Source organism: Rhodococcus sp. BP22 (assembly GCF_014281965.1).
In the GTDB taxonomy this organism is placed as follows: Bacteria; Actinomycetota; Actinomycetes; order Mycobacteriales; family Mycobacteriaceae; genus Rhodococcoides.
The window spans coordinates 564,540-580,582 of record NZ_JACFTB010000001.1 but is presented as its reverse complement, the minus strand read 5'-3'; the positions used below and the strand labels follow the sequence as shown (position 1 = coordinate 580,582).

The following is a 16,043-nucleotide window of genomic DNA, read 5'->3' as shown; positions in this document are numbered from 1 at the left end:
TCTTCCAACAGTGAAGGGCCCGGGTGCGCATCGAGCGCAACCGGGCCCTTCACTGTTTTTTCAGTACTCAGGGGACGTATCGAACGGCGCCCTTGTCTGCGGAAGTGGCCAGGGCCGCGTAGGCGCGCAATGCCGTGGTGACCGTTCGTTGCCGGTCCACCGGCTGCCAAGGCCTTTCGGACGCATCCATTTTCGCTCGCCGCTCGTCGAGAACCTCTGCGTCGACGAGTATTTCCAGTGTGCGCGTGGCGACGTCGATGCGTACCTGGTCCCCATCCTGAACGAGACCGATGACGCCTCCGGCCGCTGCCTCCGGAGAGATGTGTCCGATGGACAAGCCGGATGTTCCGCCGGAGAATCTTCCGTCGGTGATCAATGCGCAGACCTTGCCGAGTCCGGCTCCCTTCAGGAATGCGGTCGGGTGCAGCATCTCCTGCATTCCCGGGCCGCCCTTGGGACCTTCGTAACGTACGACGAGGACATCTCCTGCCTTGATCTTCTTCTGGAGGATCGCCGAGACAGCCTCTTCCTGCGACTCGACGACCAGCGCGGGGCCCTGGAAGGTGAACAGCTCTTCCTCGATCCCCGCCGTTTTCAAGATTGCGCCGTCGAGTGCGACATTTCCGCGTAGAACGACCAGGCCGCCCTCAACGGTGTAAGCGTGTTCCTTGTCACGAATACAACCTCCGGCCGCGTCGGTATCGAGCGAAGACCATCGGTTGTCGGTCGAGAACGGTTCGACGGTGCGTACTCCACCCGGCGCGGCGTGGAACAGCTCGATCGCCTCGTCCGAGGCGACACCCGAACGAATGTCCCAGGTGTCGAGCCATTCTTCGAAACTCTTGGTGTGGACGGTGGATACGTCGGTTTCGAGGAGCCCTGCACGTCGCAGTTCGCCGAGCAACGCCGGAATTCCGCCCGCCCGGTGTACGTCTTCCATGTGGTAGTCGGAGTTGGGGGAGACCTTTGCCAGACAAGGCACCTTGCGGCTGATGTCGTCGATGGTGTCCAGATCGAAGTCGACCTCGCCTTCCTGCGCAGCAGCGAGCGTATGCAGAACGGTGTTGGTCGATCCGCCCATCGCGACGTCGAGCGCCATCGCGTTTCGGAATGCCGCCGGAGTGGCGATGTTGCGGGGAAGAACGGAGGAGTCCTCGTCGCGGTAGTACTTGAGTGCCGCTTCGACAATGGTGGTTCCGGCACGGGTGAACAGTGCGCGCCGAGCCGAGTGCGTGGCCAGCGTCGAGCCGTTTCCGGGCAGAGCGAGGCCGAGCGCCTCGGTGAGGCAGTTCATCGAATTGGCGGTGAACATTCCCGAGCAGGATCCACAGGTCGGGCAGGCGCTGCGCTCGATCTCGTCGAGTCCGTCCTCGGACACGGCGTCGTTGGCCGATGCCGAGATGGCGGTGATCAGGTCCGTCGGAGCTTGCGCGACGCCCTCGACGACGACGGCCTTGCCGGCCTCCATCGGCCCGCCGGAGACGAAGACTGCCGGAATGTTGAGGCGCATGGCGGCATTGAGCATGCCCGGGGTGATCTTGTCGCAGTTCGAGATGCAGACGAGTGCGTCGGCGGTGTGCGCGTTGGCCATGTATTCGACGGAATCGGCGATGATCTCGCGGCTCGGCAGCGAATACAACATGCCGCCGTGACCCATCGCGATTCCGTCGTCGACGGCGATGGTGTGAAATTCGCGGGGCACTCCGCCTGCGGCACGGATGGCGTCCGCGACGATCTCACCGACGTTCTTCAGATGTACGTGGCCGGGCACGAACTGCGTGTAGGAATTGGCGATCGCCACGATCGGTTTGCCGAAGTCGGAGTCCGTCATTCCTGTTGCGCGCCACAGCGAGCGCGCACCCGCAGCGTTGCGTCCGACAGTGGTTACTCGTGACCGTAGCGGGGGCATGCTTTCGATTCCTCAATCTCGGAGCGGATTATCGCGCCGTCGAGATTACTCCCGCGCTAGGAAGGGTCTGTCTCTGGAGCGATCTCCGGGGCCTCGTCGGGATGTTCGGCATCTTGCGCGGCGTCGGCTCGGGCCGAGGCGTAGGGGTCGGTGATTCGTCCACCGCTTGCGGCCGCCAACTGGGGTAGTCGATCGAACCGGACGAGGGGTAGTGACTTCTCGGTCTTGTCGGTCAGGACAACGCGGGCCCAGCGACGGTCGGGGAAGTGAATTCCTCGAACTCGGTCCCATTCGATGAACTCCGAACCCACGATCCGTCGCACTGCGAGGCCCTGCTCGCTGACGGTCGTGCGGACTCGGAGAACCCAGATGGCGACCGCCACGGGAACGAGGAACAGCCAGCCGAACACGGCGGGCCAACTCGCTGCCGGGAACGACACGCCGAACAGAAGAAGGACAACGCCCACCAACGCGAGCTTGGGGAGTCGGATGACCTGCGGAGACGGATCGGGGGTGTGGGATGATGAGTCCGGTGGTTCGGACTGCTGTGAGGATGACACCCCTTCATCCTCGCATTGCAACTGCGCGATCTCACATAATGGGATTGCGTCGTGACGAGTTTGACTCTTCCCTATGCGCGCGCCTACCGTCGAGCACGTGAAGCGGAATTGGATACTCGTAATCGGCCGGCGCGTCAACGCCTGAGCCGGTTGTTCAAACTCGCATCGACGCGCCACCCTCGTACAGCTACTGCTGACGGGGGTTTTTTCTTGCCCAGAGATCGCCCAGAACTCGAAAATCCTGAGGAAGCAGCAGTGAGCGCACCAACCGCACGCCCAGGGCCCACGACTCGTAAGTCGGGCACAGTCAACAGCTCGTCGACGTCCGAAACGCCGACGGCCGGACCCATCGACGGATCGCGTCGTCACATCGCGCCCGAGAAGGTGACCGGCGCACAGTCCGTTGTCCGAGCGCTCGAAGAACTCGACGTCGACACTGTCTTCGGCATTCCGGGAGGGGCAGTTCTGCCCGTCTACGACCCGCTCTTCGATTCGAAGAAGGTTCGACACGTCCTGGTTCGCCATGAGCAAGGCGCCGGACATGCCGCGACCGGTTATGCGCAAGCCACCGGCCGTGTCGGCGTGTGCATGGCGACCTCCGGCCCCGGAGCGACCAACCTTGTCACTCCGCTCGCCGACGCTCAGATGGACTCGGTCCCCATCGTTGCGATCACCGGTCAGGTCGCCCGGTCGCTCATCGGTACCGATGGTTTCCAGGAAGCCGACATCTCGGGCATCACGATGCCGGTGACCAAGCACAACTTCTTGATCACCGACGGTGCCGACATCCCCCGCATCATGGCCGAGGCGTTCTATCTCGCTGCCTCGGGACGTCCCGGTGCTGTGCTCGTCGATATCCCGAAAGACGTGCTCCAGGCGCAGACCACCTTCTCGTGGCCGCCGGAGATGCGTCTGCCCGGCTACCGACCGGTCACCAAGCCTCACGGGAAGCAGGTTCGCGAGGCGGCACGCTACATCGCTGACGCCAAGCAGCCGGTCCTCTACGTCGGCGGCGGCGTCATCAAGTCCAACAGCTCCGCCGAACTGCTCGAGCTCGCCGAGCTGACCGGGATCCCCGTCGTCACGACGCTCATGGCCAGGGGAGCGTTCCCGGACAGCCATCAGCTCAATCTCGGCATGCCCGGAATGCACGGGACAGTCGCTGCCGTCGCTGCGCTGCAGCGCAGTGATCTACTCATCACTCTCGGCGCGCGCTTCGACGACCGCGTCACCGGGCAGTTGTCCACGTTCGCCACCAACGCGAAGGTCATCCACGCCGACATCGATCCGGCCGAGATCGGTAAGAACCGCTACGCGGACGTCCCGATCGTGGGCGACTGCAAAGAGGTCATCACCGAACTCATCGAGGCCATCCGCGCGGACCGGGCGACCGGAACGACGCTCGATCTCGCCGACTGGTGGGTCTATCTCGACGACATCCGCAAGACTTACCCGCTGAGCTACGACCGTCCGACCGACGGTGCGATGTCGCCGGAGTTCGTCATCTCCTCGGTCGGTAAGTTCGCCGGCCCGGATGCGATCTACTGCGCGGGAGTGGGCCAGCATCAGATGTGGGCCGCCCAGTTCATCAAGTACGAGAAGCCGCGCACATGGCTGAACTCGGGTGGACTCGGAACCATGGGTTACGCGGTGCCCGCAGCGATGGGCGCAAAGATGGGATTGCCCGACGCCGAGGTGTGGGCGATCGACGGTGACGGCTGCTTCCAGATGACCAATCAGGAACTGGCTACCTGCGCAGTCGAAGGCATCCCCATCAAGGTCGCTGTGATCAACAACGGCAACCTGGGCATGGTGCGCCAGTGGCAGACCCTGTTCTACGAAGAGCGGTACTCCAACACGAACCTGGGTACGCACGGCGCCAAGCGCATCCCGGACTTCGTCATGCTCGCCGAAGCGCTCGGGTGCGTAGGACTGCGGTGCGAGCGGGAAGAGGATGTCGAGGACGTCATCGCGCAGGCCCGTGCGATCAACGACCGCCCGGTGGTCATCGACTTCATCGTTGGCGCCGACGCCCAGGTGTGGCCGATGGTCGCAGCAGGCACTGGAAACGACGAGATCATGGCTGCCCGCGGAATTCGGCCATTGTTCGACGATGACGAGGCAACGGGCGCCGAGCCTGCCGTGATCGAAGAAGCTATGGCACGCGAGCAGGCGCACGGCGAAGCGAAAGGCACCGACAAGTGAGCACGAGCCACACCCTCAGCGTTCTCGTCGAGGACAAGCCAGGCGTCCTCGCCCGAGTCGCGGCATTGTTCTCGCGACGCGGATTCAACATCTCCTCGCTCGCCGTGGGTGGGACGGAGATCCCAGAGATCTCGCGGATGACGATCGTGGTCACTGTCGACGAGTTCCCGCTGGAACAGGTGACCAAGCAGCTGAACAAGCTCATCAACGTCATCAAGATCGTCGAGCAGGACGACGATTCCTCGGTGGCCCGCGAACTGGTCCTGATCAAGGTGCGGGCCGACTCGAGCGTGCGTAGTGAGGTCATCGAGACCGTGAACCTGTTCCGCGCCAAGGTTATCGACGTGTCGCCCGAGGCGGTCACGGTCGAAGCAACGGGAACGAGGTCGAAACTCGATGCGTTGCTCAAGATGTTGGACCCCTATGGAATTCGAGAAATAGTCCAGTCGGGAGTCGTTGCCGTCGGACGTGGACCGAAATCGATCACCGCGTCGCGCTAGCGACCGCAGTGACGAACTAGCGTAAAACCCAAGAGGAAAGGTAGTAACCAGTGGCAGTCGAGATGTTCTACGACGACGATGCTGATCTGTCGATCATTCAGGGCCGCAAGGTCGCTGTTATCGGCTACGGAAGCCAGGGCCATGCGCACTCGCTGAGCCTGCGCGATTCCGGAGTCGATGTGCGCATCGGCCTCAAGGAAGGCTCGAAGTCTCGCGCCAAGGCCGAGGAGCAGGGCCTCGAGGTCGGCACTCCCGCCGAGGTCTCCGCATGGGCCGACGTGATCATGGTGCTCGCACCGGACACGGCTCAGGCAGCGATCTACAAGGAAGAGATCGAGCCGAACCTGAAGGACGGCGACGCGCTGTTCTTCGGACACGGACTCAACATCCACTTCGATCTGATCGAAGCTCCCGACTTCGTCACCGTCGCCATGGTCGCCCCGAAGGGCCCCGGCCACCTCGTGCGTCGTCAGTTCGTCGACGGCAAGGGTGTCCCGGCGCTCATCGCCGTCGATCAGGATCCCAAGGGTGAGGGCCAGGCGCTCGCACTGTCCTGGGCCAAGGGCATCGGCGGCACGCGCGCCGGAGTCATCAAGACCACGTTCAAAGAAGAGACCGAGACGGACCTCTTCGGCGAGCAGGCCGTGCTCTGCGGCGGAACCGAGGAACTGGTCAAGGTCGGTTTCGAGGTCATGGTCGAAGCCGGTTACGCGCCGGAGATGGCGTACTTCGAGGTGCTGCACGAGCTCAAGCTCATCGTCGACCTCATGTACGAAGGCGGCATCGCTCGGATGAACTACTCGGTGTCCGACACCGCTGAGTTCGGTGGCTACCTGTCCGGACCGCGCGTCATCGACGCCGGCACCAAGGAGCGCATGAAGGCAATTCTGGCGGACATCCAGTCCGGCGAGTTCACCCGCCGTCTCGTCGCCAACGTCGAGAACGGCAACACCGAGCTCGAAGGCCTGCGCAAGGCCAACGCCGAGCACCCCATCGAGGTCACCGGCAAGAAGCTGCGTGGTCTGATGAGCTGGGTCGATCGTCCGATCACGGAAACAGCCTGATCGCAGCCGAATTCGTTCGGTAGTACCTGCTTGACGAGAGGGGCGCCCCACGCACTGACCAGTGCGTGAGGGCGCCCCTCTTCCCGGGTCGTGAGGGCGACACCGATGCGCCCCACCTCGGCATCTAAACTTGTGCCGCACCACGCCATTCTTCATTCCGATCGACAGCATCATTTCCGATGACATAGGGAGTTCTTCACGTGAGTCAGCCAGGCCGTCCTGTCGTTCTGATCGCCGATAAACTTGCGCAGTCCACAGTCGAGGCACTCGGCGACGGCGTAGAGGTCCGTTGGGTCGACGGCCCGGATCGCCCCGCACTTCTCGCGGCAGTCCCCGAAGCCGACGCCATCCTCGTCCGATCCGCCACCACGGTCGACGCCGAGGTTCTCGCCGCCGGCACGAAACTCAAGATCGTCGCTCGCGCGGGTGTCGGCCTCGACAACGTCGACGTGCCTGCCGCCACCGAGCGTGGCGTCCTCGTGGTCAATGCCCCGACGTCGAATATCCACACTGCTGCCGAGCATGCTGTGACGCTGTTGCTGTCCGCTGCTCGCCAGATCCCCGCTGCCGACGCCACGCTGCGTCAGCACGAGTGGAAGCGCAGCAAGTTCAACGGTGTCGAAATCTTCGGCAAGACGGTGGGAGTCGTCGGACTCGGCCGTATCGGCCAGCTGTTCGCTCAGCGTATGGCTGCCTTCGAGACGCATGTCATCGCGTACGACCCCTACGTCTCCGCTGCTCGCGCTGCCCAGCTCGGAATCGAGCTCGTCTCTCTCGACGAACTGCTGACACGCGCCGACATGTTCTCCGTGCACCTTCCGAAGACCCCCGAAACCAAGGGCATCATCGGTAAGGAAGCCCTCGCGAAGACCAAGCCGGGTGTCATCGTCGTCAACGCCGCCCGCGGCGGTCTCGTCGACGAGCAGGCGCTCGCTGACGCCATCACCAGCGGCCACGTGTTCGCTGCCGGAATCGACGTCTATGCGTCCGAGCCGTGCACCGACAGCCCGCTGTTCGAGCTGCCGCAGGCCGTCGTCACCCCCCACCTCGGAGCATCGACTACCGAAGCTCAGGACCGTGCGGGCACCGACGTCGCGAAGTCTGTATTGCTTGCTCTCGCAGGTGAATTCGTTCCCGACGCAGTCAACGTCAAGGGTGGCGCAGTCGGCGAAGAGGTGTCGCCTTGGCTCGAGATCGTCCGTAAGCAGGGCGTGCTTCTCGGCGCACTCTCCGAAGAACTGCCTTCCTCGTTGTCGGTCGATGTGCGCGGCGAGCTCGCTGCCGAAGATGTCGAGATCCTCAAGCTGTCGGCACTGCGCGGCCTTTTCTCTGCCGTCATCGAAGACTCGGTCACCTTCGTCAACGCTCCGTCACTTGCCGAGGAGCGCGGGGTCACCGCCGAGGTCACCAAGGCACCCGAGAGTGAGAACCATCGCAGCGTCGTCGACATTCGCGCCGTATACGGCGATGGAACCGTCCTCAACGTTGCAGGCACTCTCACCGGCACCAAGCAGGTCGAGAAGATCGTCAACATCAACGGCCGCAACTTCGATCTTCGGGCCGAGGGCAAGAACCTCATCGTCAACTACGCAGATCAGCCCGGCAGCCTCGGCCGCATCGGCACACTGCTCGGTGACGCCGGAATCGACATCCAGGCTGCAGCGCTCAGCCAGGACACCGAGGGTGAAGGCGCCACGATCCTGCTCCGCGTCGACAAGGACGTGCCGTCGGAACTGAGTGCAAGCATTGCCGCCGCGGTCGGCGCATCGACGATCGAACTCGTCGACCTGTCCTGAGCACCGTCTCATCCCGAACGCATTACACAGAACGAGGAGTTCAATGAAGCTCGCCGTCATCGCTGGAGATGGAATCGGCCCTGAGGTCGTCGAACAGGCATTGAAGGTGCTGGACATCGTCGTGCCCGGAGTCGAGAAGACCGAATACGACCTCGGGGCCCGCCGCTACAACGCGACCGGCGAACTTCTTCCCGAGTCGGTCCTGGAAGAGATTCGGGGACACGACGCAATTCTCTTGGGTGCCATCGGCGACCCGTCGGTACCCAGCGGCATCCTCGAACGCGGCCTGTTGCTCAATGCACGCTTCGCACTCGATCACCACGTCAATATTCGTCCGGCGAAGTTGTACCCCGGGGTGACCGGACCGCTCGCAGGTAACAAAGAAATCGACGTGCTCGTCGTACGCGAGGGAACCGAAGGGCCGTACACCGGCAATGGTGGAGCACTGCGGGTGAACACCCCGCACGAGGTTGCGACCGAGGTGAGCGTCAATACCCGCTTCGGTGTCGAGCGTGTGGTTCGCGACGCGTTCGCTCGCGCTCTCGGCCGGCGTAAACACCTCACGCTGCTTCACAAGACCAACGTGCTCGCGTTCGCCGGCAGTCTCTGGGCGCGGACGGTGGAAGAAGTCTCCAAGGAATTCGCTGACGTCGAGGTCGCATACCAGCACATCGATGCCGCGATGATTCACCTCGTCACCGACCCGGGCCGGTTCGACGTCATCGTCACCGACAATCTTTTCGGTGACATCGTCACGGACCTCTCCGCTGCCGTCAGCGGCGGCATCGGCCTCGCAGCCAGTGGAAACATCGATGCGACGGGCACCAACCCCAGCATGTTCGAGCCGGTGCACGGCAGTGCCCCGGATATCGCAGGGCAAGGCAAAGCGGATCCGACGGCAGCAATTCTGTCGGTGTCGCTACTTTTGGCGCATCTTGGCGACTCCGCCAACGCAGCACGAGTCGAAGCTGCAGTTGCTGCAGACCTCGCTTCCCGGGGGTCCGCATCGGCGACCACCACCGAAATCGGCGACCGGATCGCTGCCAAGCTGTAAATCTCTCGCTGAGTGCATCGAATGCCTCTCACGTGCACCTGCTGGGTGCGGTGAGGGGCATTCGTTCGTTTTCGGTCTTTACTCGTTGCTCTCGTGATCCTCGGGGATGACGGGGACGGACAGAGCAGGGAAGACAGCCGATACCAGGAATGCCAGCGGAAAGCTGACTGCAGCGAGGGCGCCGAAGACCGGCGGGACGAGCGAAGCTGCAATGAACTGCCCAGTGTTCTGGACACCCAGCGCGCGCCCGCTCCAATAGGAACCCGAGTACTCGGCGACGGCAGTGAATGCCAACCCGTTGGGTGCGACGGTGACGATCGAGGCCACGACCAATAGCGCGATGGAGATGGGGGAGTCCAGCCAGTCGGTGACTGCGAGCGCGAGCATGCTCACGGTCGTCGAGATTGCGACCCATCGCAACGGACGCATTCGGCTTCCGACACGGTCCGATAGTGCGCCGACTCCCATGCGACCGAACGCTCCGAGGATTTGGGTGACGGTCACCAAGATGCCTGCCGAGGCTGCCGACCACTCGCGATCGGCCATGAGCCAGAGGAGCGCATAGGTCCACACGACGTATTGAGGCACCACGAGCAGGATCGAGGTGGAATGAATCCGCCAGAGTTGAGAACTGGCCCTGTACGGGTTGGCAAGTAGTCCCTGTTCGGCTGCATCGGCGCGCGTCGGGCGTGGGGGATCGACGACGGCCAGACACAGCACGGCGCCCAGTGTGCAGATGACTGCGGGGACCAGCAGGGCCGCCGAGATGCCGTGGTCTTTCGCGATGGGCGGTATCGACAGCGCAGCGATGGCGACGCCCAGTGGTACCGACATCTGGCGAATTCCCATGGCGAGGCCGCGTCGCTGGGGTGGGAACCATCCCACGACGACGCGTCCAGACGCACTGTTCGCGCTGGCTGCGGCCATTCCTCCGATCAGCAGGCACAAGCCGAGCATCTCGAACGAGGTGGTGAAGTACGCCGCGAAGCTGGCAGCCGCAGTGAGGCCGAGCCCGATAGTGAGTACGAGGCGTTCGCCGATGCGGTCGACGAGCATCCCCCAAGCGATCAGCGTGAGCATGATGCCCACCGTCGGCATCGCTACGAGCAGTCCGGCACTGGGCAGGCTCAACCCGCGGTCCTCGTGCAGAGCGGGAATGAGAAATGCAGCTCCGTTGATGAAGACCGCGCCTGAAGTCTGCGCGAGCATTCCGAGGGCGAGCATCAACCACTTTCGGGCGCTGTCGGTGTCGGCTGCGCGATCTGTTGCAGTCATGGCCCCATTCCTGATTCCCACTATGTGGACTTGAGATCTTGGTATCTGAAATCCAGGTGCGACGTTACACCCGTACCGCACGCTGCATCGGACGGCATGGACGCCGCGAAAAGGAAGGTCGATAGACTTTCGACATGCGTCTGGGTCGAATTGCAAGTCCTGATGGTGTGGCATTCGTGAGTATCGAGGGAGAGGGTGAAGAACGCACCGCCAAGGAGATTGCCGAACATCCCTTCGGCACTCCGACTTTCACAGGCCGGTCGTGGCCGCTGGCCGACGTTCGTCTGCTCGCCCCGATCCTCGCCAGCAAAGTCATAGCGATCGGAAAGAACTACGCTGCACATGTAGCCGAGATGGGCGGGGAGGCCCCCAAGGATCCCGTTATCTTCATCAAGCCGAACACCTCGATCGTCGGGCCGGGAGCGCCCATCATGTTGCCGGCTACCTCGAACGAGGTTCACTACGAAGGCGAACTGGCCATCGTGATCGGGCGTCCGTGCAAGGACGTGCCTGCCGCCAAAGCTCTCGATGTGGTCCTGGGTTATACCGTCGCGAACGACGTGTCCGCTCGTGACCATCAACGGCACGACGGTCAATGGACCAGGGCCAAGGGGCACGACACGTTCTGCCCACTCGGGCCTTGGATCGAGACCTCGCTCGACGCCTCCGACCTCGAAATCACGACCGAGGTCGACGGTGAAGTGAAACAGCGCAGTAGGACGTCGTTGCTGCTGCACGACATCCCTGAGATCATCGAGTGGGTCTCGGCCGTCATGACCCTGCTGCCCGGCGACGTGATTCTCACCGGTACCCCCGAGGGCGTCGGCCCGATCATTGCGGGCCAGTCGGTGTCGGTCACGGTCGAGGGCATCGGCACGCTGACCAACCCTGTCGCCGCCAAGAACTGACGATCCTTTCACCTTCCCCTCGAACGCGAGCGAGCTATGACCTCCAACGAAGTACGAGTCCGATTCTGTCCGTCACCGACCGGCACCCCGCACGTGGGCTTGATCCGCACGGCTCTGTTCAACTGGGCGTTCGCGCGCCATCATGGTGGTGCTTTCGTCTTCCGCATCGAAGACACCGATGCAGCACGTGATTCCGAAGAGTCGTATGCGGCGATCCTCGACGCACTACGATGGCTCGGGCTCACCTGGGACGAGGGCCCGGAGGTCGGTGGGCCGTACGAACCGTATCGACAGTCGCTCCGGCGTGATCAACATCTCGATGTAGTCCGACAGTTGCTCGAAGCGGGAGAGGCGTACCACTCCTTCTCGACCCCCGAGGAGGTCGAGACCCGCCACAAGGCCGCCGGGCGGGACCCCAAGTTGGGCTACGACAACTTCGATCGGGATCTGACCGACGAGCACCGACAGAAGTTCCTCGACGAAGGCCGCAGCCCCGTCGTTCGGTTGCGTATGCCCGATCACGATCTGTCGTGGACGGACCTCGTCCGCGGGGAGACGACATTCAAAGCCGGCACGGTGCCGGACTTCGCACTCACCCGAGGCAACGGGATTCCGTTGTACACGTTGGTGAATCCTGTGGACGACGCGCTGATGAAGATCACGCACGTGCTTCGCGGAGAGGACCTGTTGTCCTCGACCCCGCGACAGTTGGCGTTGTACGAGGCGCTCATCCGGATCGGTGTCGCGGACAGCACACCAGAATTCGGCCACCTCCCGTTCGTAATGGGCCCGGGGAACAAGAAACTCTCCAAGCGCGATCCCGAATCCAATCTCTTCATCCACCGTGACCGCGGATTCGTGCCCGAGGGACTGCTGAACTATTTGGCGCTTCTCGGCTGGGGCATTTCCGACGACCATGACGTCTTCTCGCTCGACGAAATGGTGGCGGCGTTCGACATCTCCACCGTGAACTCCAACCCGGCTCGATTCGACCAGAAGAAGGCCGATGCCATCAATGCCGAGCACATTCGGCTGCTCGAACCTGCGGATTTCGCAGCGCGACTGCGTACGTTCCTGACCGAGCAGGGGCATTTGCCCGAGCAGGTCGACGAGGAGCAGTTTGCCGTGGCCGCCGATCTCGTGCAGACACGCATCGTGGTGTTGTCGGACGCCTGGGGACTGCTGAAGTTTCTCTACGTCGCCGACAGCGACTTCGGAATAGACCCGGCGGCGGCGGCGAAGAACCTGACTGCCGATGCCGGACCCGTTCTCGACGCGACGATCACAGCATTGACAGAGTTGTCTTCCTGGCGCACAGCAGATCTGGAGGCGACGCTCAAAGCCGCACTGATCGACGGCTTGGAACTCAAGCCGCGCAAGGCTTTTGCACCGGTCCGCGTCGCGGTGACCGGATCACACATCTCTCCGCCACTGTACGAGTCGATGGAACTCCTCGGGCGCGAGAAGACGCTCGCGCGACTCGGCGCTGCGCGCGCCTCCATCGGCTGATCGGCGCGGTAACCAGGTGTCTGTCGCCGCACGGGTGGACCGAGTTCAGCGTCGCCACCCGGTCCTCGGCTTTCCGCTGGCGGTGATCTACAAGTTCGTGGACGATCAGGGCGGCTATCTCGCTGCTCTGATCGCCTACTACGCATTTCTGTCGCTCTTTCCGTTGCTGTTGCTCGGATCGACGATCCTAGGAATCGTGTTGGCCGGTAACCCGCAGCTGCAGCAACAGATCTTGGATTCGGCACTGAGTCAGATTCCCATCATCGGTGACGAGGTCGGCGAACCGGACAAGATCGGTGGCGGAACTCTCGGTCTGATCATCGGTGTCCTGGGTTCGCTCTACGGTGGCCTCGGGGTCGCCGTAGCCGTTCAGAATGCGATGAATGTTGCGTGGGCAGTACCGAAGAACCTTCGCCCGAACCCGATTCGTTCACGAGTACGCGGGCTTGCGCTACTCAGCACGGTCGGGGTCGCCGTCCTGGCTATCACTGCCGTCAACGTTGCCAGTTCTGCCGGTGTCTTCGGCAGCATCAACGGCAGTGTGGTGCTGATTGCGTCCATTCTTCTCAACATCATCGTCTTCACCGTCGCTTTCCGGCTGGCGACGGCCCGCGACTTGTCGATCTCGAACGTGCTTCCGGGGGCGATCGTGGCTGGGGTCCTCTGGCAGATTCTGCAGACATTCGGCGGTGTGTACATCAGATATGTCGTGGGCCGAGCGTCGATCACCAATGGGGTATTCGCGGTAGTGATCGGACTTCTGGCGTTCATGTACATCGCTTCGGTCCTCATCGTCTTCGCCGTCGAGATCGATGTGGTTAGGGTGGAAAAGCTCTATCCCCGTTCACTTCTGACGCCGTTCACCGACGACGTGATCCTTACCGAGGGTGACCGTCTCACCTACACCGGTCAAGCGGAAGCGCAACGCAGCAAGGGGTTCGAGGAGATCGAGGTGACTTTCGACGGGCATGGATCCGAGGAAGAAGCTCAGTCCTCCGGATCGGCGTAGCAAGCCCTCACCGCGATATCCATCGGAAATCGAACTGCGGTGTTGCCGAAGAGGAGCCGTGTGGCACTGAGCGCGGCGTCTTCGATGTGCCGACGAGCTGTGACGCAGTCGCGACTGTGCACGACTACCTCATCGTGTTGAAAGAAGACGAGTTCGCCGGATCCTGGTTCGGCTGCCAGCCTCTTTCGTAACTCGGCCAACAGGCATACTGCCCATTCCGATGCGGTCGCCTGCACGAGAAAGTTTCGGGTGAATCGCCCGCGCGCATGTGCATCGCCGTGCGCCCACCACTCGGCCGACGGTTGCGGACACGCGCGCCCGAGCCATGAATGGACGACCTCCCCGCGTTCACCGCTCCGAGCGGCCCGCTCGACGTACTCGACGGCCTCGGGGAACCTGCGGCGTAGCAAGGCCAGGAGGGACCGCGACTCACCTGAGGTGGCGCCGTACAAGACCCCGAGGATGGCAACTTTCGCTTTGTTTCGGTCGCCGCCGAAGGCTGCCTGTGCGACGGGGGCGTACAGATCTTCGGTACCGGCAGCCTCGGTCATTGCGGGGTCGGCCGACATCGCAGCCAAGATCCGTGGCTCGAGTTGTCCGGCGTCGGCGATGACGAAATCGTGGCCAGGCTCCGCTATCACGCTGGTGCGCAGAGGTTTCGGGATTTGAAGTCCGCCACCGCCGCGGCTTGCCCAGCGGCCGGACACCACCGCACCGGGCACATAGACGGGGCGGAATCGGTCCTGCCGAACCCATGCCTTCGACCATGCCCATCCGTTGGTACTGAACAACTTCGACAGATCCCGGTGGCGAAGCAAAAGCTCAACTGCCGGGTGATCGACGGCGCTGAGAACGTGGGCACGCGTCGAGGTCAGTTCGATGTCTTCCCGGGCAAAAGCGGCGATTACCTCCAGGTGTGAACTGGGATTGACTCGGCGACCGAAGACCGCGCTGATCTCGGATTCGAGCTCGATGATCGAGGGCGGCAAGTCTCCGTCGCGTGGGCGTCGGCCGAGCATCGTCTCGAGGTATCGATCGTGTGCGTCGGCAGAGAATGGCAAACCGGCGTAACTCATCTCCGCAGCTGCCAGTGCCCCCGCGGATTCTGCAGCGAACAAGAGTCGGAGGCCGGTCGATGCCGCGCTTTCCGCTACGTGCCGACGATGCAAGTCGAGGATCGATTCGGAGCTCGGATAAGCGTATGCGTCGAACAACCCCGGTCGGTCGTCTTCGGGCGCAGTCGTGGGTGGGGGGACCTCGCCGCGGCGGACGGCGAGGATTCCTTCTACGAGGGAAAGATCGTGACAGCGGTCGACGCGTACCCCTGCCTCCAGCAGCGGGCCATAGGTACGCGCAGTGGACTCCCAAATCCACCTGGGACGATCAGCAGTCTCGATTCGGTGCACGGTCGCAGCGAGGTCGGTGCATTCTTCTCGCGGCCCGGACAGGCGTCCGTCGTCGTCGGTAGGGAAGAGGTGATGAACGGCGCCTGTCGGCACTACGACAACTTTCACTCGCATCTACCGTCGGTGATCACAAGATCGAGTGTCCGCTAGGACCTTCGAGGTCGTCCCCGCGGGTCCAGAGGTCGCTCTGGCGCGTACTTCGAGACTCTGACCAGCCGATTTGGAGAAACCCGGGTGTCCTTTGATAGTCTCTATTCCGGCCCAGAACGCAGTGCACATGTTGGTTGTGTGGATGTCGTCGAAGGTCATTGGGGTATGGTGTAATTGGCAACACAGCGGTTTCTGGTACCGCCATTCTAGGTTCGAGTCCTGGTACCCCAGCAAGCGTTTCGGTGGTGATTTTGTTGCCGAACGTCAGCCGGTTAAGCTGGCTAAGCTTTCATCTGGTTGTACACAGTTGAATGTGATTGCAACCGAAGTGTGGTTGCTATCGAAGAAGTTCCTGGCCCCGTCGTCTAGCGGCCTAGGACGCCGCCCTCTCAAGGCGGTAGCGCGGGTTCGAATCCCGTCGGGGCTACAACGAACAAAACACCCTCTCACCGGTTCGGTGAGAGGGTGTTTTCGTTCTGTGCAAGCGGGTCTACGTTTACGAACCTAGACGCTCTTGCGTCGGAACATCCGCTGATGATCGGCGGGGCCGTGGGCGTTGTTCACCTTCGGTCCGCCATCCTTGTGCTCGACCGCGGTAGCCGACTTGTGATTCTTCTTTTCCAGGGCCTCGCGAAACTTCTTCTTCGTATCTTCTTTGCTGGGTTCTGTCATGATCGCTCCTTGCACGTCGGTGACGA

13 protein-coding genes and 2 tRNA genes are annotated in these 16,043 nt (G+C 62.7%); 10 read left to right on the top strand and 5 right to left on the bottom strand.

The window, feature by feature from the left end; translation table 11 throughout:
* Positions 1 to 67: 67 nt before the first annotated feature.
* Positions 68 to 1,909, bottom strand: coding sequence for a dihydroxy-acid dehydratase (gene ilvD, locus H2510_RS02700; RefSeq protein ID WP_186626806.1), 1,842 nt, complete (start codon positions 1,907 to 1,909; stop codon positions 68 to 70).
* Between the two features lie 56 nt (positions 1,910 to 1,965).
* Positions 1,966 to 2,469, bottom strand: coding sequence for a PH domain-containing protein (locus tag H2510_RS02695; RefSeq protein WP_186626805.1), 504 nt, complete (start codon positions 2,467 to 2,469; stop codon positions 1,966 to 1,968).
* 255 nt (positions 2,470 to 2,724) lie between these two features.
* Between H2510_RS02695 and H2510_RS02690 the strand changes: the two genes are divergently transcribed.
* From H2510_RS02690 to H2510_RS02670, 5 genes are all read left to right on the top strand, one after another.
* Complete coding sequence (locus H2510_RS02690; protein WP_186626804.1) at positions 2,725 to 4,674, top strand: acetolactate synthase large subunit; 1,950 nt, start codon at positions 2,725 to 2,727, stop codon at positions 4,672 to 4,674.
* Positions 4,671 to 5,174, top strand: coding sequence for an acetolactate synthase small subunit (gene ilvN / locus H2510_RS02685; protein WP_084348552.1), 504 nt, complete (start codon positions 4,671 to 4,673; stop codon positions 5,172 to 5,174). The genes H2510_RS02690 and ilvN overlap by 4 nt, the downstream gene beginning before the upstream one ends.
* 62 nt (positions 5,175 to 5,236) lie before the next feature.
* Entirely contained in the window at positions 5,237 to 6,238 is a 1,002-nt protein-coding gene (gene ilvC, locus H2510_RS02680) for a ketol-acid reductoisomerase (protein ID WP_186627126.1), read from the top strand.
* A gap of 200 nt (positions 6,239 to 6,438) precedes the next feature.
* Positions 6,439 to 8,034 (top strand): phosphoglycerate dehydrogenase, encoded by a 1,596-nt coding sequence (gene serA / locus H2510_RS02675; RefSeq protein WP_186626803.1) that lies wholly within the window; start codon positions 6,439 to 6,441, stop codon positions 8,032 to 8,034.
* A gap of 43 nt (positions 8,035 to 8,077) precedes the next feature.
* Positions 8,078 to 9,088 carry a 3-isopropylmalate dehydrogenase gene (locus tag H2510_RS02670; protein WP_186626802.1) on the top strand — a complete coding sequence of 337 codons (1,011 nt, stop codon included), beginning with the start codon at positions 8,078 to 8,080 and terminating at the stop codon, positions 9,086 to 9,088.
* Between the two features lie 78 nt (positions 9,089 to 9,166).
* Here H2510_RS02670 and H2510_RS02665 read toward each other — a convergent pair whose 3' ends face one another.
* On the bottom strand, positions 9,167 to 10,363 hold the full coding sequence (locus H2510_RS02665) for an MFS transporter (protein WP_186626801.1): 1,197 nt from the start codon (positions 10,361 to 10,363) through the stop codon (positions 9,167 to 9,169).
* 134 nt (positions 10,364 to 10,497) lie between these two features.
* Between H2510_RS02665 and H2510_RS02660 the strand changes: the two genes are divergently transcribed.
* The 3 genes from H2510_RS02660 to H2510_RS02650 are packed head-to-tail and all read left to right on the top strand — an operon-like array spanning position 10,498 to position 13,789.
* Positions 10,498 to 11,271 (top strand): fumarylacetoacetate hydrolase family protein, encoded by a 774-nt coding sequence (locus H2510_RS02660; protein WP_186626800.1) that lies wholly within the window; start codon positions 10,498 to 10,500, stop codon positions 11,269 to 11,271.
* Positions 11,272 to 11,307: 36 nt separating this feature from the next.
* Positions 11,308 to 12,780 carry a glutamate--tRNA ligase gene (gltX, locus tag H2510_RS02655; RefSeq protein WP_186626799.1) on the top strand — a complete coding sequence of 491 codons (1,473 nt, stop codon included), beginning with the start codon at positions 11,308 to 11,310 and terminating at the stop codon, positions 12,778 to 12,780.
* Positions 12,781 to 12,796: 16 nt separating this feature from the next.
* The gene (locus tag H2510_RS02650; protein WP_186626798.1) at positions 12,797 to 13,789 is read left to right on the top strand and encodes a YihY/virulence factor BrkB family protein; all 993 of its coding nucleotides are present in this window, start codon (positions 12,797 to 12,799) and stop codon (positions 13,787 to 13,789) included.
* On the opposite strand, the gene H2510_RS02645 is transcribed toward H2510_RS02650, so the two are convergent.
* Positions 13,768 to 15,309 carry a bifunctional 3'-5' exonuclease/DNA polymerase gene (locus tag H2510_RS02645; RefSeq protein ID WP_186626797.1) on the bottom strand — a complete coding sequence of 514 codons (1,542 nt, stop codon included), beginning with the start codon at positions 15,307 to 15,309 and terminating at the stop codon, positions 13,768 to 13,770. The two genes, H2510_RS02650 and H2510_RS02645, sit on opposite strands and share 22 nt — an antisense overlap.
* 195 nt (positions 15,310 to 15,504) lie before the next feature.
* Between H2510_RS02645 and H2510_RS02640 the strand changes: the two genes are divergently transcribed.
* Both H2510_RS02640 and H2510_RS02635 read left to right on the top strand, forming a co-directional pair.
* Positions 15,505 to 15,576: transfer RNA gene (locus H2510_RS02640), tRNA-Gln, on the top strand.
* A 123-nt stretch (positions 15,577 to 15,699) separates the two neighbouring features.
* Positions 15,700 to 15,772, top strand: a tRNA-Glu gene (locus tag H2510_RS02635).
* Between the two features lie 77 nt (positions 15,773 to 15,849).
* Here H2510_RS02635 and H2510_RS02630 read toward each other — a convergent pair.
* Positions 15,850 to 16,017, bottom strand: a complete 168-nt coding sequence (locus H2510_RS02630) for a DUF5302 domain-containing protein (RefSeq protein WP_168708266.1) — start codon at positions 16,015 to 16,017, stop codon at positions 15,850 to 15,852.
* Between the last annotated feature and the right edge of the window lie 26 nt (positions 16,018 to 16,043).